The following is a 17,778-nucleotide window of genomic DNA, read 5'->3' on the forward strand; positions in this document are numbered from 1 at the left end:
ACCATGACGAACACCGGCGCGCTGGCCACGGCCGGATGCGTGATGCGGAATGCCTGAAAGCGCGACGCGGGGAGGTGACCGCCGCGGCGTCACGCCCTAGACTCGACCGGATGGTCAGCTTCGACGCCAGCGAATCCCTGACGCCGTTCCGGCAAGGCGACGGCTATGGCGCGATCCTGTTCGATCGCACCCACCTGGGCAAGGCCGATCCGGACTGGTTCGACCCGGAGAAGTGGGGTGCGCGCGCGCGTCCGGTGGACAGCGGCGGCCGCGGCGGCGCCTGGTTCATCGATGCGCCCTCCAGCCAGTGCGTGCTGCGGCAGTATCGCCGTGGCGGCCTGGCCGCGCGCTTCAGCCGCGACCGCTACCTGTGGCGCGGGCCCGACCGCACGCGCAGCTTCGCCGAGTTCCGCCTGACCCGTGCACTGGCCACGCGCGGCCTGCCGGTGCCGCGCCCGGTGGCGGCCTGCTACCTGCGCGACGGCTTCGGCTACCGCGCCGCGATCCTGCTGGAACGGCTGGATGGGGTGCGCTCGCTGGGCGCGATGCTCGAAAGCGGGCAGGACGATCTGCCGTGGGAGGCGACCGGGCAGTTGATCGCGCGCTTCCATCGCGCCGGGCTGGACCATGCCGACCTCAACGCGCACAACATCCTGTTCGACCAGGCCGGCAAGGGCTGGCTGATCGATTTCGACCGCGGCAAGCTGCACATCCCCGCCACCCACTGGCGCGAGCGCAACCTGTCGCGCTTGCTGCGCTCGCTGCTGAAATTGCGCGGCGCGCGCGACGCCGGGCAGATCCGCCAGGGCTATGCACGCCTGCGCCGCGCCTACGACGCGGCCTGGGCGCGGGGCGTGTGAGCATGGACGCGCGACGCGACGGCTGGGCGCTGCGCTTCCACGGCGTCGGCGCGGCGAGCGCGGTGGCGCTGGGTTCGGCGATGGCGACCCTCGAACGCGACGGCGAGCCGTGGCTGACCATCGACTGCGGCGGCGAGGGCCTGACCGCGCTGCTGGACGACTACGGCGGCCGCTTCCCTTCGGCGCTGTTCATCACCCACGTGCACCTGGATCACGTCGCCGGCATGGAGCGGCTGTTCGTCGGCAGCTATTTCGATCCGGCGCGGCGCGGCAAGGTGCGGCTGTACGTGCCTGCGCCGCTGGTGCCCTGGCTGCACCGGCGGGTCGGCGAGTATCCCAACGTGCTGGCCGAGGGCGGCGCCAACTTCTGGGACGCGTTCCAGCTGATCCCGGTCGGCGACGCGTTCTGGCACGACGGCCAGCGGCTGGAGGTGTTCCCGGTGCGCCACCACTGGCCGGACACGGCCTTCGGCCTGCGCCTGCGCGGCAGCGTCGTCTGGAGCGGCGACACCCGGCCGATCCCGGAGATGCTCGCGCGCCATGCCGACGCCCGCGAGCTGATCGCCCACGACTGCGCGCTGCACGGCAACCCCTCGCACAGCGGCATCGACGATCTGGAACGCGAATACCCGCCCGAATTGCTGCGCCGCTGCGTGCTCTACCACTACGCCAGCGCCGCCGACGGCGAGGCGCTGCGCGCGCGCGGCCACCGCGTCGCCCGGCCGGGCGAGGTGCTGGCGCTGGCCGCGCCGCTGGCATGGACGCAGGAGGCGTGAACATGGCGACGCAGGCGCCGCGCACGGCCGCGACGATGCCGCAGGACAGGCTCGGGCGGCCGCTGCGCGATCTGCGCCTGTCGGTGATCGAGGCCTGCAACTTCCGCTGCGGCTACTGCATGCCGGAAGGGCGCGAGGTCGAGGACGAGGCGCTGGGCGCGCAACGGCGCCTGACCTTCGAACAGATGGAGACGCTGGTGCGCGGCTTCGTCCGCACCGGCGTGCGCAAGCTGCGCCTGACCGGCGGCGAGCCGCTGCTGCGCCGCCACCTGCCGGACCTGGTGGCGCGGCTGGCGGCCATCGAAGGCCTGGAGGACGTGGCGATGACCACCAACGGCACGCTGCTGCGCGGGCAGGCGGCCGCGCTGCGCCAGGCGGGCCTGGGGCGCATCACGGTCAGCCTCGATGCGCTGGATCCGGAACTGTTCCACCGGCTGTCGGGCGGCCGCGGCGAGGTGGCGCAGGTGCTGGACGGCATCGCCGCCGCCGAGGAGGCCGGTTTCGGCCCGCTCAAGATCAACTGCGTGGTCCAGCGCGGCGTCAACGAGGACCAGGTGCTGCCGCTGCTGGCGCATTTCCGCGGAAGCGGCCACGTCGTGCGCTTCATCGAGTACATGGACGTGGGCACCTGCAACGGCTGGCGCCGCGACGACGCGGTGGCCTCGGCCGAGCTGCGCGACCGCATCGACGCGCGCTGGCCGCTGCGCGCGCTGGCGCCGGCCTACCGCGGCGAGGTCGCCGAACGCTACGCCTTCGCCGACGGCACGGGCGAGGTGGGCTTCGTCAGTTCGATCAGCCAGCCGTTCTGTGGCGACTGCCACCGTGCGCGGGTCTCGGCCGACGGGCGGCTGTTCACCTGCCTGTTCGCCGCCGACGGCACCTCGCTGATGGAGGCGCTGGAGCAGGGCGAACAGGCCGTTTCCGAGCGCGTGGCCGCGCTGTGGTCGCGCCGCGCCGACCGCTACAGCGAACTGCGCGGCGAACGCGCGCGCGTGGGCGGGCGCCACGTGGAGATGTATCTTATCGGCGGCTGATCCGGCCGAAAGATTCGTGATCATGGCAAAAACACCCGCTTCCGCGCTCACCCATCTCGACGCGGCCGGACGTCCGGCGATGGTCGACGTCTCGGCCAAGCCGGTCACCGCGCGGCAGGCGGTGGCCACCTGCAAGGTGGCCTTTCCGAAGGCGGTCGCCGCGCAACTGCGCGCCAGCGGGCTGCGCAGCGCCAAGGGCGGCATCGTCGATACCGCCATCATCGCCGGCACGCTGGCGGTCAAGCGCACCCACGAGTTGATCCCGTTCTGCCACCCGCTGCCGATCGACGGCTGCCGCATCGCCATCGACTGGCAGGGCGAGACGGCGCTGCGGATCGAATGCAGCGTGCGCACCACCCACCGCACCGGCGTGGAGATGGAGGCGATGACCGGCGCCACCGTCGCCGCGCTGACCGTCTACGACATGTGCAAGGCGCTCTCGCACGCCATCGTCATCGGCCCGGCGCGCCTGCTCGGCAAGCGCGGCGGCAAGCGCGACATCGGGACGTGCTGATGGCGCGGGTAGCGGCGGGATGGCTGTGGCTGGGCCTGGCGCTGGCGCCGGGCGCGGACGCCGGCGAACTGCTGGTCGGCAACAAGTCCGCCGACACGGTGTGGCGGCTGTCGCTGCAGGACGGCCGCAGGATCGGCGAGTTCCGCACCGGCCCGGCGCCGCACGAGATCGCGGTGGCGCCGGAGGGCGACATCGCCGTGGTCAGCAACTACGGCAGCGAACAGGCCGGCAACACCCTGTCGGTGCTGGACCTGCGTTCCGGCCAGCCGACCCGGCACATCGACCTCGGCCAGCACGGTGCGCCGCACGGGCTGCGCTTCCTGCCCGACGGCAGTGTGCTGGCGACCACCGAGGCTTCGGGCAGCGTGCTGCGGGTGGACGTGCGCCAGGGCAAGGTCGAACAGGTCATCGAGGTCGGCGACGGCGTCGGCCACATGATCGCGGTGTCGCCGGACGGCAAGACCGCCTACGTCAGCAAGATCGCCCGGGGCACGATCAGCCGCATCGACCTGGCCAGCGGCCGCGTCACCCACGAGCAGGCGGCCGGGCGCGGCGCCGAGGGCGTGGCGGTGCGCCCGGACGGCGCGGAAGTGTGGGTGACCAACCGCGAGGACGGCACCCTGACCGTGCACGACCCGCGCACGCTGGCGGTCAAGCGGCGCATGGGCAGCCCCGGCTTCCCGATCCGGGTGGCGTTCACCGCCGACGGTGCGCTGGCGCTGGTGACCAACGCGCGCGCGGCCGAACTGGCGGTGTTCGACGCCCTCACCAAGGTCCGGCTGGCGACCGTCGCGCTGTCGCGTGCGGACATGGAATACCAGCCGACGATGCTCGGCCGCGCCCCGCTGCCTATCGGCGTGGTCGCCGACCGCAAGCGCGCCCGCGTCTACGTCGCCATCAGCGGCGGCGATCGCATCGCCGTTATCGATACCGCGAACTGGCAGGTCGTCGACTACTGGGTCACCGGCCGCGAGCCCGATGCGCTCGGGCTGGTGGAATAGGTCGATGCGGCCGGGCAAGCCCGGCCCTACCCGCGAGTCCTTGTAGAGCGGAGCTTGCTCCGCTGCTTCGAGCATGACGCGAAGGCCCACATCGCGTGTCGCATGAGCCGGGGCAGCAAACGCAGCCGAGCAAGCTCGGCTCTACATGCGGGCTTTCACGCCGCCTCGACCGGAAAGGCGATGACCCCGCCGGCTGACCTCGGCGCCCGCATCGACCGATACCGTTGCTGCCTTCCGGCCCTGGCGGGATTTTCGATCTAGCGTCGCGAGGGACCGACGGGGTCACCATAGAGACGAAGCCGCGCCCGGGGCGCGGCTCGTGGAACTGGCGGAGAGAGGGGGACACGGTATCCCGACCCCTAACCCATTGAAATCACTCACGCGACACCTACCGGACTGGGTCCTAGTGGGTGTCCCGCTAGTTTAGCAGGGCGTAGGCCATCCCAGCAAAAGCTGAATGCGCATGCGTTCGGAAAGGCTTGCGCGTGCAGGGTGATCACCCCGGAAGCATGGTCGCCATTTCTGAGACCGTCTCCTCCCATCCTGCCTGCCCGAAAGGACGGGTGGCCGGCTGCGAATGCACCAGCCTGGTGTAGAGTGGTGCATCGGCGTGAAGGGAGACCGAAAGCATGACCGCACAAGCCTCCAGTGAACGCGGTAGACCTGACCAAGCTTTGCGGACGTCCGTGAGCTTTCCTCCTGAGCTCTACCGCCTCCTCGAACAAATTGCATCGCAGAAGAAGGTATCCCTGGCCTGGGTGATCCGCGACGCAAGTGAAAAATACGTAGCAGAGCAATGGCCGCTCCTCTCCAAAATTCCCTGAGCTGACCAATGCCAACGCGAAAGAAAAATGACCCGGTGCGCGCACCCCTGCGACCAAGCGCCGGGCGCTTCACGAATTTGAGCCGCGACAAGTTGCGTGGTGGTTATTACACGTCCTCTGAGGTGGCGGAGTGGATTTGTGGATGGGCTATCCGCACAGATAAGGAAAAGGTCCTGGAGCCTAGTTGCGGAGATGGGGCCTTTCTGCGAGCCGCCGCCCTCCGATATCGTGAGCTCGGTGCTCAGAAGAGCAACATTGCCGCACGCCTAACGGGCGTTGAGATCATGGAAGACCAAGCGGACAGTGCGCGCGAGAGTTTGCGAGCACTCGTCGGTAGCGGTGCAGAAAAAATCGTGCATAACTCGGATTTCTTCTCATGGCGCGAAGCACACGCCAGTGAGACCTATGACGCGGTGATTGGAAATCCCCCTTTCATCCGCTACCAGACTTTTCCAGAGCCCTATCGTTCGCTTGCGATGACGCTCATGGCGAATGAGGGCCTGGCGCCCAACAAGCTCACCAACATGTGGGTCCCCTTCGTCGTGGCGGCCGCAGCGGCTCTAAAGCCGGGTGGTCGCCTGGGTCTCGTCCTGCCTGCTGAGATACTGCAAGTATCTTACGCCGCACAGCTGAGATCCTTCCTGACTGACCGCTTCAAGCGTATAGACGTTGTGGCTTGCAATGAACTCTTTTTCGAGAAGGCGGAGCAAGAGGTTGTTTTGCTGTTGGCGGATGGTCGCCTCGCTAAACCTTCTGATACAAACCTCTGTCGCGTAGCCATGACAGAAGCGCAGACAGTGGCTGAGATCACTCAGCGCACACCGAAGTCGATCCTCGCCGCCGCAAAGCCTAAGACTATTAGGCACGATAACGAGAAGTGGCTGAAATACTTCCTGACGCAGCAGGAAATTTCGCTAATGCGGGCACTGCGAGAGTCGGGTGCTGCGACTTCTCTCTCCTCTCATGCAAGTGTTGATGTTGGAGTGGTGACTGGGCGCAACGAGTTCTTTGTGCTCACGACAGAACAAGTCGAAGAGTTCGGGATCAGTGGTTACACGGCGCCGCTTGTGTCTCGTTCCGCGCATTTGAAGGGCACCACCGTCAGAAAATCCGACTGGAAAGCCATGTCCGAGACCGGCGGGCGCGTTCACCTGTTGGATCTCAAACGCTTGCAGGGCGCAAGACTGTCGCCCGCATTGAAGCGCTACATCGAATTCGGAGAGCAGCAGGAAGTTCATACGGGCTATAAGTGCTCAATTCGAAATCCCTGGTATGAGGTGCCCTCTGTTTGGGTTCCTGATGGGTTTCTTTTTCGTCAGATCTACGATTTTCCCCGGGTCGTGCTCAATCAGGCAGAAGCCACCTCAACCGACACCATCCATCGACTCAGGGCCAAACACGCCACCCCGGAGCGGGTCGTGGCGAATACCTATTCCTGGCTGACTGCCGCTTCGGCAGAAATCGAGGGCCGCAGCTATGGCGGCGGCGTGCTTGAACTCGAACCCACCGAAGCCGAGCGCTTGCTTATGCCCGCCGTATTGAATGGTGCTTTGCCGCTCACAGAGTGTGATCGACTGATGCGCGCTGGGCGGCTCGATCAGGTTCTCGAACAGAATGCTCGTATCGTCCTCATGGAGCACATGGGTCTCTCAAAGACTGAGTGCACGGCGCTTCGAGATATTTGGTTCAAGATGCGGGATCGGCGCATGGCTCGAAAGAAAGGTGGTCGGCGTTCTAGCGCTGCGAGGGAGACCTTCTGATGACCGATCCGGCCGAGCTGCGCGAAGCTGCAAAAGCGAGAGTCGCTGAGCTCGTCGCCCTGTTCAAAAGCAACGAGGCGGAGCGGCTGGATAAGGGCTACAACGAAACACAAGCCAGAACTGATTTTATAACCCCGCTGCTTGGAGCATTTGGATGGGATGTTTACAACGCTTCTGGGCAGAGCTCGCTTCTACGAGATGTCGTAGAAGAGGCAACCGTTGAAGTTGGGGAGAAGCTTAACAAACGCCCTGACTACGAATTGCGGCTGGCGGGTCAAAGAAAGTTCTTTGTTGAAGCCAAGAAGCCAAGCGTCTCAATCGAGACCAACAAAGAAGCGGCCTTCCAAGTAAGGCGGTATGGCTTTTCTGCGGGCTTCGCAATATCAGTGCTGACGAACTTTCATCGCCTAGCCGTATACGATACAACTCATGCGCCCAATGCCAACGACGAGGCAAATTACGCCCGCTTGTTGTTGGTCAATTACGATGAGTTTGAGGCGAGGTTCGATGAGCTATGGCCTATTCTCTCTCGACAATCGGTGCACTCTGGCGAGTTTGATAGAAAATTCGCCGTTCCAGCGAAGAAGGGAGCGGGAGAGCAGTTTGATGATCTTTTCCTGCGCCAGGTAAGAAGCTGGCGTGAGATCCTCGCCAAGGATATTCAACAGAACACGCCGGGGCTCAGCACGGCTGAGCTTACCTACGCTGTGCAGGTCTTTCTGTCTCGGATCATCTTCCTTCGTATCTGTGAAGATCGAGACATAGAGACCTACGAGAACTTGAAAGCTCGCAACACATTTGCGCTGTTCATGGACGAGTTGCGCCGGGCCGATGCTTTCTACAACTCGGATCTTTTTCGATTGCTGGACGATGAAAAGCTGGGAATCAAGATAAGCGATGCTGCTTTGCAGGCAATTTTTGAGGACCTTTACTACCCCAAGAGCCCTTACACCTTCGCCGTAGTAGACACGCATGTTCTCGGTGAAATCTATGAGCAGTTCTTGGGCGATGAAATCCAAGTAGATGGAGGGGTCGTATCCATCGTCAATCGCCCCGAGGTTCGAGAGAGTGATGGTGTTTTCCCAACGCCCGGATACATCGTTGATTTGATTGTGTCCAAGACTCTCCGTCCGCTCTTGGATGGAAAGAGTCCTGCACAGGTGGAGGCCCTTTCGGTCATTGACATCTGCTGTGGGTCAGGGATCTTCCTGCTGTCGCTTTACGAGTTGCTAATGGACCACTACCTGTCCTGGTATCTCGCGAATGACCCCGCAGCGCACGATGGCGTGAGGATCTTCGATAGCGGTGCAGGCCAGTGGCGCCTAACGTTCGCAGAAAAACGCCGAATTCTCCTGGCTCACGTCCGCGGCGTGGACATCGATGCCAGCGCGGTTGAGGTCGCCCAGTTCAGTCTGTTGTTGAAGCTCATCGAGCGAGAGACACAGGCGAGCCTGACGCACTTTGCTACCTCCACCAAGCAAAAGCCGCTTCCTTCGCTTGATATGAGCTTGAAGTCAGGCAATAGCTTGGTCAGCCAGGCGGAGTGGGAGAACGCTAAGGGGCCTATGCCAGTCGCTCTATTGGATAAGGTTAGGCCCTTCGATTGGGAAAAGGAGTTCCCAGAAGAGATGGCGCGCGGCGGCTTTGATGTCGTGGTGGGCAACCCCCCTTACATCCGCATCCAGAACATGGCGACCTACTCGGCGGAGGAAGTTGCTTACTATCACGACGAGGAGTCGCCGTATCTCACAGCGAAGCACGATAATTTCGATAAATACGCTCTCTTCGTTGAGAGGTCGCTTTCACTGCTGAGTCCCCAAGGTCGGCTTGGCATCATCACGCCTCATAAGTTCATGACGATCCAAGCGGGGCGCGCGCTCAGAAAAATGATCGCAGGCCAGCGTCTGCTTGAAGAGGTGGTGCATTTTGGCGTCAAGCAAGTGTTCGAGAATAGTTCGAACTACACATGCATTCTCATTCTTAGTCGAGTGGGAGCAGACGTCATACAAGTGGAACACCCCGGGCCACTCGACGAATGGCGCTACGGAAATCCAGGGACAGTTGCGGCTATCCCTGCTGACACCCTAGACGAGGAGCCCTGGCAGTTTGCTTCTGCAGAAACAGTAAGCTTGATCGCCAAGATGCGGGCCGCTCATCCACACGAGCTTGGCCAGGTTGCCGAGATCTTCGTAGGCGTCCAGACCAGTGCTGATGCCATCTATATCTTTACCAACGTTTCAGACGCACCCGGCACACTCGTATTGAGCTGGGCGGGGCAAGAGTGGCCGATTGAGCGAGAAATATGCCGTCCATGCCTCCTGGATGGACAGTTGGGCGCATACGAAGAGGTTAGTGCGAATCGTTGGATGATATTTCCTTATGTGATCCAGGCGGACGTGGCCGGTGGCCAAACAGTGGAGCTCATTCCGCCGGAGCGAATGGAAACGGACTTCCCAAACTGCTTTGCGTATCTCAACGCAAGAAGAGCGGAACTGGAGCGCAGAAACATCGTCGGTGGTCGTGCAGGTAGCCAGCAGTTCTACCAGTTCGGGCGCTCTCAAAGTCTGGCCAAGTTCAACTCGCCAAAGATCGTTTTACCTGCACTGTCCACCGATGCGCGTTATGCATATGACGAAGCGAATGTAATGGCGACGGGTGGCGGTAATGGTCCCTATTACATGATGAGAGCGCGCCTAGGCAGCGGGGTCAGCGACAAATATCTGATGGCCGTTCTCCATCATCCGTTTAGCGAAGCTATCGTAAGAACGCATACGAGTGCATTCCGAGGTGGCTACTACTCGCACGGGAAACAGTTCATTGAGCATCTGCCCATTCCCCTTCCCAGTGAAGAGAAACGAACAGCCATTGAAGCAATGGTGAGCGAGCTGATTGCAACAAAAATGGCGGCGGGTCAGGCGAAGATCCCAGTGCAGAGGATCTTGCAAGAGAGGCATGCAGAAGTGCTGATCACAAGAATTGAGAGCGAGATCACCGCACTCTTTGGTCTCTCAGCAGAGGACATGGAGGTTGTCCGGCTTGTGGAAGCTCCCTCGTAAAAAAATTTCCACTTTGAGGTCTTTCCAATGCGACTGGCAGCAATGCCACGCTAGGACAGAATCCCCCTTTCAGCGCTAGGAAGTCGTAGGGGGAAGATTGGCCAGAACTGCCGGGTGGTCGTGCCAAGGGAACAAGATCATCCGCCAGAGCGTCCACCAAAGCGACATGATCCCTGCGTTCTGCAATTCTCGGTCTGACATCAGTCCGTGGCAATAAGAATTACGTAGATTGAAGCCTTCGGGTTCAGTCAGAAGAACTTGCAGTTCAAAGACAAGATTCTTGCCGAAGAAGCGCTCTGCTTCTGGCATGTCGAGTAGCTCGCCTAATGTCTTCTCGTGCTGCGTGCCATCTTCATTCATGCCGGTGGTATGTGTTCCGGACCGTTTGAGCTGCGCCCTCACAAAAGGTTCTATCGCGGGGATCAGATAGACGGATGCGGCCAGCCAATCATCAATGAAACCAGAGAATAGGCCGCGAGCTAAGGTTTCCGTTTGCCCGACGGGTGTGATGGGTGATGCTTCCACGATCTCTTTGATCGCATGAAATGACGGCTGATAAGCGGTGTAGAGAGTATCCGCGGCACGCGAAACCATGATCGACGATCGCATCGGGATATCGGTCTGGCTAGCATCACTGATGGCATATAAGCGCACGGAGGTGGGATCATTAAGATCGAGTGGTGGCCGTTGGGAAACTACCACCCCATCGGAGTTGACGTGTGTTGCTGTGAACAGACTAGACAGCGGATGCTTCGCGAAGTTTTTCCGCACGCGTTCCTCGATCTCTTCGACATTCAGCCATTGTCCTGCCCGATAGGCCATTCGGAGCAATGCTGAGAAGAAGTCGGGGGCCGCAAGTTGCTCATCGATCCACTTCACCCAATCGCTTACATCGGTCTTTGCGGAGAAATGACCATAGTGATCCAAGGAAGCGCGTTCGTAGGTGGCGAGTCGGTCCCGCAGTTCCTGGATCCGTGATGGAGCCGCCTTGGCCTTTCGAAGAAGGCTGATCGCCTCTGTCATATGCATGGGACCAAGCATCGGCTGATGCTCAGCTGCAAGCTCTGCGGCACGGGCCATGGCTTCTCCTTGGGCCATGAGCGAAGCGGTCGCTTCTTGCCGCTTCCCTAAGCGTTGATTGAGACGATGTGCTTGCGCATGCCAACGCGCTGCCTCTTGGGGGGACTCGGCCTCCAAGGCGAGCGCCTTGGCTTCAATTTGGGGCAGGATGGCCTCGCAGGCATGGCGGTTGCGACTGATTGCCTCGTCGCAGAGGCGGAAAACAAGACCAGGCCAATTCTTTTCGATGGAATGCGGGATCTCATCGAGGATGACAGTCCAATACCGATCCCAAAGCGCGTGGTCTTTCTTGGCGTAAACCCATAGCAACACCAGGCTCCGTTGCAGTTCATCGAGACCGCCGATCGCGTGTTCGGTCCCGAACACCGAGGCGACATATTCAAGGTAGGCGTCCACGGCCAGCCGTCCCAGGCGCCAGTCGGGCGGCGTGCTTCCATCAGCCGTAACCGCGAGGTCGGAGAACCTAGCCCGCAACCATGGAGAGGGCGCGTCCCGGGCGGCCCGCGCGAGAAGTGCCACGTCGTGCTCGCCAAGATCTTCCATGGACATGCTCCGGCCTTCCCTGGACTGGAAAACGGGTCCAAAGGGGGCATGGGACGGGTGCCGCAGATGCATGGAGATCGCACCGCCCAGAACTTGCATGGCTTGGGATTGAAGGGGCTGCCCGTCGCCCTCTAAGCGTCTCGCCTGCTGGAAGAACTTGCTGGCCAGCCTCCAAGGGGCGTAGCCATCTCCTTCCTCGCCGACCAGGGAGACCCATTCGAGCGCCGCGTAGCTTGCATCGTTAAGAGGCTCTTGCAGGACAGGCATAGGTTCTCCCCAAGATCATTGGTATGCAGGCAGCGTCTCCATGAGGAGTCGCAGTGGTTGAGACCGGCGGACGGCATAAGATTGTGTGCCGGATTGGGCGGAGGGGGAACGACAATGGAGCAAACGATTCAAGTGATCGCTATCTCATGGTTGAGAGGGCGGGTTGCCGCTTTCAAATACATGAGCCAAGTCGAGAAGGCATACGCCTTTGGCATGGTCCTCTGTGCGATTGGCATCATCTTGCTTGCTATCAAAGTTGACCAGGCCTTCGTCGGTCCATTTTTTTGGGGTGCGGGGCTATTCCTCTTCGGTGCATTGGCGCGAGAAGCCTACGTGATTGTCGTGGGCCACTTGGAGTCGGCGTGGGTCAAGTGGCTCCTGGTGCCGTTGGCGGTGATGGTGAGCGCGTATAGCCTCGGCAGTGCCGCAAACATCATAAATACGGCGACTGGCCAGGATCCTGGGTTGTTTCCCCGTGCATCCGCCTTCATGGCACCGATCGCGGCCATTCCTGCATTGGCATTATTTGTCAGCGTGCTGGCAGGTATCGCGCTGTTTACGATGTTCTTTGCCTGGGCCACTCAGCTTTCATCCAAGGATAAGAACAAAGCCGGTCGCTCGTGGCTGTGGCTCGGAAGGATTGGGGGCGCGTTTGCCACAATGTCTTTGATCTCCCCCGTGATCGCCGCTGAGTCAGGCTTCGGCCAAGGCGTCGAGACGCTCGCGAGCTGGATGGTTCAGGGGTTGGATATGCACAGGGACCAAGCGTGCGCCGCAGGGGAATGGGAGCGTGTCTTGCGCGTCAACGATGAGCTCGTGGTGGTGGCGCGTAGGACAGAAAGGGGGCTGACGTTTCGACGCGAGATATGCACGTTGAGCGCACAGTAATTGGACTAGGATCACCACGCATATGCCCAAGCAGCTGCAAGCCTACGACTCAGAGCAAATTGCGATCAGGGTTGGCTGTACCAATTAGCATGGAAACGGACGCATGAATGAAAAATGGATGGAAGAAGACGATATTCACTGGGCATATTTCCTTGCTCTGGAAGAGGATCTGTATCAGCTGTCCCGCTTCGTCGAGATCTCGGAGGCGAACTTCTCCACTCATTCAATTGAATGCACTCGTCTGCTCCTAGCGAGTTGCTCAGAGGCAGAGGTTGTTTTGAAGCTCGCAGCCGGACTAGGCAAGAGCAAGAGCTTGGGAAATTGTTTTGAGCTCTTAGGCGATGACGCGGAGAAGCTGGTAAATGGCAAAGTTCTAGTGCGCAGGGCCGGCTTGGAAATCCAACCTTGGTTTGGTTGGGCAGCCTCGGGTCATCCACCTTGGTGGCGTGCGCACAATGCTGTCAAACATGACCGCTCGCGCAGCTATACAGAGGCAAATTTGCAGAACGCGCTCTATTCTCTCGCCGCCCTTTTTGCGGCAGTGCTTATCTACCTGCGTCGAAAAGGCGTAAAAGCGGTGTTCCCGGCCCCGCGTCTGCTTCGCGCCAGCGAACTACTGGGATCGCATTGCATGACACCGGATGGAGCGATCATCAGCTTGCAGGATTAGGAGCCGGCGCATCTGCTAAATGGCGCGTTCTTCGTAGAGTTCTTTCTTGCAGAATGTTTCTTGACATTTATTTTTTTATTCATTATTACGTATATGTAAGCTCTAGTTCTTATGTGTAACAACGTAAGAAAACTAATACTATGCCCAAGCAAACACGTATATGGCTTTGCATGTTCGTAAGTCATTGGCAAGATTTAGAAAATTTCTCTCTCGCAACTCAATCAGCGCGCCGTCTATGACCGCAATGTGCGCGGTTACCGTCAATCCATAAGAGGACTGAAAATAGCGTTTTTCGGCTCATCTTCGTTTGACAGAAAAAGCGATCACCTTATCCAAGTGTCCTCACCCACCAATGAGGACACTCATGCAAAGCAACACGCAAGACATCATCCACGTCGCAACATCCGCTCTGCCTTCGGTAGGTTGTAATGACCCAGCGGTTCCTGCACAGGTCAGGCTGCTAAGGCATAAGCCTCGGCGGGTGTCTTCATGCCCAGCGCCTGGTGGGGGCGCCGGTGGTTGTAGAACTGGATCCAGTCGCCGATCACGCGCATGGCCTGTTGCTGGGTTTCGAAGCGGTGGCGATGCGCGCACTGCTCCTTCAAGGTGCGGATGAGGCGCTCGACCATCCCGTTCTGCTGCGGGCAGTGCGGGGTGATGAACTCCTGCTGCAGGCCGTAGCCGCGCACCAGCCGCGTGTAGTTGCGACTGGTAAAGACCAGGCCATTGTCCGAGCGCAGCAGGAATGGCGCCTGCACCCGGCCCAAGGTCCCGAACCGGGCGATCAACGCCTGCTCCAGCGCCGCGGCCGCGGTGCTGGCCTTGCCGCTGCGCGAGAGTTGCCAGCCCAGCAGCTGCCGGGTGTAGCAGTCGATCACCAGGGCCAGGGTGAGCCAGCCATCCCGACCACCCCAGATCCGGCACAGGTCGGTCGCCCAACGTTCGTCCGGGGCCTGCGCCACCGACGGCAGCGCCTGGATCCGTGGACGAGCACCCACGGCCCGTTTGCGAACCTGCCAGCCCATCAGTTGGAAGATCCGCTGCACCGTGTTCTTGTTCATGTCCAGGAGGCCCGCCACCGTCCGGTAGCCGAACGATGGCTCTTCCTCGATCAGCGCCTTGATCGGCTCGGCCAACTCCGGCCGCACCGTCGGCGGTGCCTTGGTCGGTCGGTAGTACACCGTCCTGCGCGCCACGCCGAACCACCGGCACAGCTTCACCATCGAGACCTCGAAGCCGTCCTCCCGCAGTCCCTGCTGGATTGAGACCATCAGGTCTCGTCCTTGCCCAACAGGGACGCCAATTTTTTTCGAGCGCGCAGCTCCAGCATCGCCTCGCCGTAAGCTTCCTGCAGGTCCTTGAGCTGCCGCTCGTACTGCTCCCGAACGTCCTCGGGCTTCGCCCGCAGGGCGTTCTCCATCCCGCGCTTGCCTTCCTCGACCCAACCCTCGACTTCTGATGGGGTCAGGTCGAACTGCCGGCTGGCCTCGGCCACCGTCGTCTTGCCCTGGATGATTTCCAGCACCAGCGCCGACTTCCGCCGGGCCGTCCATCGCTTGATCTCTTCGTCCATCACTTGGCTCATCGTGCTCTCCGTCAAAAGGTAGCACCTGAGCAGGAAATCACTGGGTCATTACACCTTGATGGCTGTCGTTTTGATGCTCAGGGTCTTCTTGCTGGTGCTTGGGGCGATCGACTTGATCCAGGCCTCTTGGGCCTGCTTCATTGAGATGACTTCGGCGACCTTGGGGGCGGGCGGGGTGGTGGGTTCCGGCGAGCGAGCCAGAAAGCCGACCGACCCGATACGCGCGAGCGCGTCCATCGCCAGGGCGTGGTCCTCAGGCCCATCGACTTTCAGGCGCCCAGATTGCAGGTCGAGTTCGTAGCGGCTCAGGCCGTTAGCCTGCACGCTGGCGAGGATGTCCTCAGGCTTTGGAGGTTTGGGCATTCCTTGCCAACCCAGCTGCTCGAAAATCTGAGCATAGCGGGCGGCCAACCCAAGTGCTTGCTGCTGTGCGAGACGCGCGTCGGTCGTGCACAAGGCATGCTTGATAACCAAGCGCTTCGTCAGTGCTTGAAGTGCACGAGGCACACGCAGGCGGAAAACAAAACGGCCTGAGGGATTGCGAACCAGGTAGTGGGGGAGTCGCATCGGGAGTGTCCCGATCGGTGTCCCACAAGCGATTCCGAATCCAAGAAAAAAGCCGTTGCAAAACAACGGCTTATTCGAATTGGCGGAGAGAGGGGGATTCGAACCCCCGAAGCGCGGTTTAGACGCTTACACACTTTCCAGGCGTGCTCCTTCAACCACTCGGACACCTCTCCGGGACCTGCGGCGGCTTTCCGGCCGCCTGCAGGGTCGTGAATTCTAGCCGTCGAGCGGATTTTATGCGAGTCCCCGGCGACCGCCCGCTGAACCGGCCGCCGGGCGGCCGCACCGGGCATGGCACAATGCGCGCATGTCCTATCTCGTACTCGCCCGCAAGTGGCGGCCCAGGCGTTTCGCCGAGCTGGTGGGCCAGGAACACGTGGTCCGCGCGCTCAGCAACGCGCTGGACAGCGGCCGCGTCCACCATGCCTTCCTGTTCACCGGCACCCGCGGCGTCGGCAAGACCACCATCGCGCGCATCTTCGCCAAGTCGCTGAACTGCGAGCAGGGCACCAGTGCCGATCCCTGCGGCCAGTGCCCGGCCTGCCTGGACATCGACGCCGGCCGCTACATCGACCTGCTGGAGATCGACGCTGCCTCCAACACCGGCGTGGACGACGTGCGCGAGGTGATCGAGAACGCGCAGTACATGCCCTCGCGGGGCAAGTTCAAGGTGTATCTCATCGACGAGGTGCACATGCTGTCGAAGGCGGCGTTCAACGCGCTGCTGAAGACGCTGGAGGAGCCGCCGGGCCACGTCAAGTTCCTGCTCGCCACCACCGACCCGCAGAAGCTGCCGGTCACCGTGCTGTCGCGCTGCCTGCAGTTCAACCTCAAGCGGCTGGACGAGGAGCAGATCCGTGGGCAGATGACCAAGATCCTCGCCGCCGAGGCCATCGAAGCCGACGCCAGCGCGATCGTCCAGCTCGCCAGGGCCGCCGATGGCAGCCTGCGCGATGGCCTGTCGCTGCTCGACCAGGCCATCGCCTACGCCGGCGGCGCGCTGCGCGAGGAGGTCGTGCGCACGATGCTGGGCACGGTCGATCGCACCCAGGTCGGCGCGATGCTCGACGCGCTGGCCGATGGCGACGGCGCGCGGCTGTTGCAGGTGGTCGCCGCGCTGGCCGAGTTCTCGCCCGACTGGAGCGGCGTGCTGGAGGCCCTGGCCGAGGCGCTGCACCGCATTCAGGTGCGCCAACTGGTGCCGGGCGTGGCGGTCGAGGCCGAGGGCATCGACGCCGACGCCTTCGCCCAGCGGCTGCGGCCGGAAGTGGTGCAGCTGTGGTACCAGATGGCGCTGGGCGGCCGCCGCGACCTGTACCTGGCGCCGAGCCCGCGCGCCGGTTTCGAGATGAGCGTATTGCGCATGCTGGCGTTCCGCCCGGCCCAGGCCGGCGAGATGAAGGGCGGCGAATCCTCCGCGGCGGCGGCGACCACCGGGGCCGTAACCGCGGCGGTGGCCGCGCCGCATGCCGAACCGCCGGTGCAGGCGGTGCGTGCGCCAGCCCCGCCGCCGTCCGCGCCGCCACAGATCCCGGTGCCGGCGCGTGAAACGGCCGTTGCCGGGGCCGCAACCGCCAAACCGGCCGCCGCGACCGGGGCCTTCGGCCACGACGCGGTCATCGCCGATGCCGAGAGCTGGCTGCAGTTCGCCGGCAGCAGCGGCCTGAAGGGCGTGGCCCGGCAACTGGCCGAGAACGCCGCCTTCGCCGGTTGCGAGGGCGGGGTGCTGAAGCTGGCGCTGGACGCCGGCTTCGACTACATGCGCTCGGATCGGCTGGTGCAGGAACTGGGCGAGGCGATCACGCGCCGCTTCGGCGCCACGCCGAAGATCGTGTTCGTGCACCCCTCGTCCGAGGCCGAAACGCTGAAGGACCGCGTGCACCGGCAGCAGGACGAGCGCCGCAGCGCCGCCGAACAGGATTTCATGAACCACCCGGACGTCCAGCGCCTGATCCAGCAGCACGGCGCGCAGCTCGTGCCGGACTCCATCCGCCCCTTCGAAGAGTAGAAAGACATGCGTGGAAACATCGCCCAGCTCATGCAACAGGCGCAGAAGATGCAGGAGAACCTGCAGCGCGCGCAGGAGGAACTGGCCAAGCTGGAAGTGACCGGCAACGCCGGCGGCGGCATGGTCAGCGTGACCCTGACCGGCGCCAAGGAATGCCGCAAGGTCCGCATCGATCCGTCGCTGCTCGGCGACCAGGAGATGCTGGAGGATCTGGTAGCCGCGGCGTTCAACGACGCTTCCAACAAGGTCGATGCCGAGTCGAAGGCGAAGATGGGCTCGGCCACCGCCGGCCTGCCGCTGCCGCCGGGGATGAAGCTGCCGTTTTGATGGACGGGATTGGGGATT

16 protein-coding genes, 1 tRNA gene and 1 other RNA gene are annotated in these 17,778 nt (G+C 62.3%); 12 read left to right on the top strand and 6 right to left on the bottom strand.

Annotation, left to right across the window (positions count from 1 at the left end; translation table 11 throughout):
• Nucleotides 1-110: 110 nt before the first annotated feature.
• Genes AAG688_RS06565 through AAG688_RS06585 form a run of 5 tightly spaced genes read left to right on the top strand, consistent with a single transcriptional unit; the run spans nucleotide 111 to nucleotide 4,185 of the window.
• The gene (locus tag AAG688_RS06565) at nucleotides 111-860 is read left to right on the top strand and encodes a 3-deoxy-D-manno-octulosonic acid kinase (RefSeq protein ID WP_411834555.1); all 750 of its coding nucleotides are present in this window, start codon (nucleotides 111-113) and stop codon (nucleotides 858-860) included.
• Nucleotides 861-862: 2 nt separating this feature from the next.
• Nucleotides 863-1,636 carry an MBL fold metallo-hydrolase gene (locus tag AAG688_RS06570; RefSeq protein ID WP_411834556.1) on the top strand — a complete coding sequence of 258 codons (774 nt, stop codon included), beginning with the start codon at nucleotides 863-865 and terminating at the stop codon, nucleotides 1,634-1,636.
• Nucleotides 1,637-1,638: 2 nt separating this feature from the next.
• The gene (moaA, locus tag AAG688_RS06575; RefSeq protein ID WP_411834557.1) at nucleotides 1,639-2,670 is read left to right on the top strand and encodes a GTP 3',8-cyclase MoaA; all 1,032 of its coding nucleotides are present in this window, start codon (nucleotides 1,639-1,641) and stop codon (nucleotides 2,668-2,670) included.
• Between the two features lie 22 nt (nucleotides 2,671-2,692).
• Nucleotides 2,693-3,184 (top strand): cyclic pyranopterin monophosphate synthase MoaC, encoded by a 492-nt coding sequence (gene moaC / locus AAG688_RS06580; protein ID WP_411834558.1) that lies wholly within the window; start codon nucleotides 2,693-2,695, stop codon nucleotides 3,182-3,184.
• Nucleotides 3,184-4,185 carry a gluconolaconase gene (locus AAG688_RS06585; RefSeq protein WP_411834559.1) on the top strand — a complete coding sequence of 334 codons (1,002 nt, stop codon included), beginning with the start codon at nucleotides 3,184-3,186 and terminating at the stop codon, nucleotides 4,183-4,185. The genes moaC and AAG688_RS06585 overlap by 1 nt, the downstream gene beginning before the upstream one ends.
• A gap of 183 nt (nucleotides 4,186-4,368) precedes the next feature.
• Here the strand turns inward: AAG688_RS06585 and ffs are convergent.
• Nucleotides 4,369-4,465: signal recognition particle sRNA small type (ffs, locus tag AAG688_RS06590), an RNA gene on the bottom strand.
• 349 nt (nucleotides 4,466-4,814) lie between these two features.
• On the opposite strand from ffs, the gene AAG688_RS06595 reads away from it, so the two are divergent.
• The 3 genes from AAG688_RS06595 to AAG688_RS06605 all read left to right on the top strand — a co-directional run bounded on the left by AAG688_RS06595 (nucleotide 4,815) and on the right by AAG688_RS06605 (nucleotide 9,825).
• Nucleotides 4,815-5,009 carry a CopG family transcriptional regulator gene (locus tag AAG688_RS06595; protein ID WP_411834560.1) on the top strand — a complete coding sequence of 65 codons (195 nt, stop codon included), beginning with the start codon at nucleotides 4,815-4,817 and terminating at the stop codon, nucleotides 5,007-5,009.
• 77 nt (nucleotides 5,010-5,086) lie between these two features.
• Entirely contained in the window at nucleotides 5,087-6,769 is a 1,683-nt protein-coding gene (locus AAG688_RS06600; protein ID WP_411834561.1) for an Eco57I restriction-modification methylase domain-containing protein, read from the top strand.
• Entirely contained in the window at nucleotides 6,769-9,825 is a 3,057-nt protein-coding gene (locus AAG688_RS06605) for an Eco57I restriction-modification methylase domain-containing protein (protein ID WP_411834562.1), read from the top strand. The genes AAG688_RS06600 and AAG688_RS06605 overlap by 1 nt, the downstream gene beginning before the upstream one ends.
• Before the next feature lie 75 nt (nucleotides 9,826-9,900).
• Here AAG688_RS06605 and AAG688_RS06610 read toward each other — a convergent pair whose 3' ends face one another.
• On the bottom strand, nucleotides 9,901-11,715 hold the full coding sequence (locus AAG688_RS06610; RefSeq protein ID WP_411834563.1) for a DUF4209 domain-containing protein: 1,815 nt from the start codon (nucleotides 11,713-11,715) through the stop codon (nucleotides 9,901-9,903).
• A gap of 180 nt (nucleotides 11,716-11,895) precedes the next feature.
• Between AAG688_RS06610 and AAG688_RS06615 the strand changes: the two genes are divergently transcribed.
• On the top strand, nucleotides 11,896-12,603 hold the full coding sequence (locus AAG688_RS06615) for a hypothetical protein (RefSeq protein WP_411834564.1): 708 nt from the start codon (nucleotides 11,896-11,898) through the stop codon (nucleotides 12,601-12,603).
• Between the two features lie 103 nt (nucleotides 12,604-12,706).
• Nucleotides 12,707-13,273 carry a hypothetical protein gene (locus tag AAG688_RS06620; RefSeq protein ID WP_411834565.1) on the top strand — a complete coding sequence of 189 codons (567 nt, stop codon included), beginning with the start codon at nucleotides 12,707-12,709 and terminating at the stop codon, nucleotides 13,271-13,273.
• 452 nt (nucleotides 13,274-13,725) lie between these two features.
• Here AAG688_RS06620 and AAG688_RS06625 read toward each other — a convergent pair whose 3' ends face one another.
• From AAG688_RS06625 to AAG688_RS06640, 4 genes are all read right to left on the bottom strand, one after another.
• Nucleotides 13,726-14,544 carry an IS3 family transposase gene (locus AAG688_RS06625; RefSeq protein ID WP_411834566.1) on the bottom strand — a complete coding sequence of 273 codons (819 nt, stop codon included), beginning with the start codon at nucleotides 14,542-14,544 and terminating at the stop codon, nucleotides 13,726-13,728.
• Entirely contained in the window at nucleotides 14,544-14,858 is a 315-nt protein-coding gene (locus tag AAG688_RS06630) for a DUF1153 domain-containing protein (RefSeq protein WP_411833340.1), read from the bottom strand. Before AAG688_RS06630 ends, AAG688_RS06625 begins: the two co-directional genes overlap by 1 nt.
• Nucleotides 14,859-14,906: 48 nt before the next feature.
• Entirely contained in the window at nucleotides 14,907-15,425 is a 519-nt protein-coding gene (locus AAG688_RS06635; RefSeq protein WP_411834567.1) for a DUF6538 domain-containing protein, read from the bottom strand.
• Between the two features lie 80 nt (nucleotides 15,426-15,505).
• Nucleotides 15,506-15,598: transfer RNA gene (locus AAG688_RS06640), tRNA-Ser, on the bottom strand.
• 134 nt (nucleotides 15,599-15,732) lie between these two features.
• Here AAG688_RS06640 and dnaX point away from each other — a divergent pair.
• Together dnaX and AAG688_RS06650 are read left to right on the top strand one after the other, a co-directional pair.
• Nucleotides 15,733-17,433 (top strand): DNA polymerase III subunit gamma/tau, encoded by a 1,701-nt coding sequence (dnaX, locus tag AAG688_RS06645; protein ID WP_411834568.1) that lies wholly within the window; start codon nucleotides 15,733-15,735, stop codon nucleotides 17,431-17,433.
• A 6-nt stretch (nucleotides 17,434-17,439) separates the two neighbouring features.
• Nucleotides 17,440-17,760, top strand: a complete 321-nt coding sequence (locus tag AAG688_RS06650; protein WP_411834569.1) for a YbaB/EbfC family nucleoid-associated protein — start codon at nucleotides 17,440-17,442, stop codon at nucleotides 17,758-17,760.
• Nucleotides 17,761-17,778: the final 18 nt, after the last annotated feature.

It is taken from the genome of Pseudoxanthomonas mexicana (genome assembly GCF_046736355.1).
GTDB lineage: Bacteria > Pseudomonadota > Gammaproteobacteria > Xanthomonadales > Xanthomonadaceae > Pseudoxanthomonas_A > Pseudoxanthomonas_A mexicana_B.

What these genes read in the sequence shown, in the direction of transcription:
- AAG688_RS06565 (WP_411834555.1), top strand. Translation starts at nt 111, where the DNA reads ATGGTCAGCTTCGACGCCAGCGAATCCCTGACGCCGTTCCGGCAAGGC.
- AAG688_RS06570 (WP_411834556.1), top strand. Translation starts at nt 863, where the DNA reads ATGGACGCGCGACGCGACGGCTGGGCGCTGCGCTTCCACGGCGTCGGC.
- moaA (WP_411834557.1), top strand. Translation starts at nt 1,639, where the DNA reads ATGGCGACGCAGGCGCCGCGCACGGCCGCGACGATGCCGCAGGACAGG.
- moaC (WP_411834558.1), top strand. Translation starts at nt 2,693, where the DNA reads ATGGCAAAAACACCCGCTTCCGCGCTCACCCATCTCGACGCGGCCGGA.
- AAG688_RS06585 (WP_411834559.1), top strand. Translation starts at nt 3,184, where the DNA reads ATGGCGCGGGTAGCGGCGGGATGGCTGTGGCTGGGCCTGGCGCTGGCG.
- AAG688_RS06595 (WP_411834560.1), top strand. Translation starts at nt 4,815, where the DNA reads ATGACCGCACAAGCCTCCAGTGAACGCGGTAGACCTGACCAAGCTTTG.
- AAG688_RS06605 (WP_411834562.1), top strand. Translation starts at nt 6,769, where the DNA reads ATGACCGATCCGGCCGAGCTGCGCGAAGCTGCAAAAGCGAGAGTCGCT.
- AAG688_RS06610 (WP_411834563.1), bottom strand. Translation starts at nt 11,715, where the DNA reads ATGCCTGTCCTGCAAGAGCCTCTTAACGATGCAAGCTACGCGGCGCTC.
- AAG688_RS06615 (WP_411834564.1), top strand. Translation starts at nt 11,896, where the DNA reads ATGAGCCAAGTCGAGAAGGCATACGCCTTTGGCATGGTCCTCTGTGCG.
- AAG688_RS06620 (WP_411834565.1), top strand. Translation starts at nt 12,707, where the DNA reads ATGAATGAAAAATGGATGGAAGAAGACGATATTCACTGGGCATATTTC.
- AAG688_RS06625 (WP_411834566.1), bottom strand. Translation starts at nt 14,544, where the DNA reads ATGGTCTCAATCCAGCAGGGACTGCGGGAGGACGGCTTCGAGGTCTCG.
- AAG688_RS06630 (WP_411833340.1), bottom strand. Translation starts at nt 14,858, where the DNA reads ATGAGCCAAGTGATGGACGAAGAGATCAAGCGATGGACGGCCCGGCGG.
- AAG688_RS06635 (WP_411834567.1), bottom strand. Translation starts at nt 15,425, where the DNA reads ATGCGACTCCCCCACTACCTGGTTCGCAATCCCTCAGGCCGTTTTGTT.
- dnaX (WP_411834568.1), top strand. Translation starts at nt 15,733, where the DNA reads ATGTCCTATCTCGTACTCGCCCGCAAGTGGCGGCCCAGGCGTTTCGCC.
- AAG688_RS06650 (WP_411834569.1), top strand. Translation starts at nt 17,440, where the DNA reads ATGCGTGGAAACATCGCCCAGCTCATGCAACAGGCGCAGAAGATGCAG.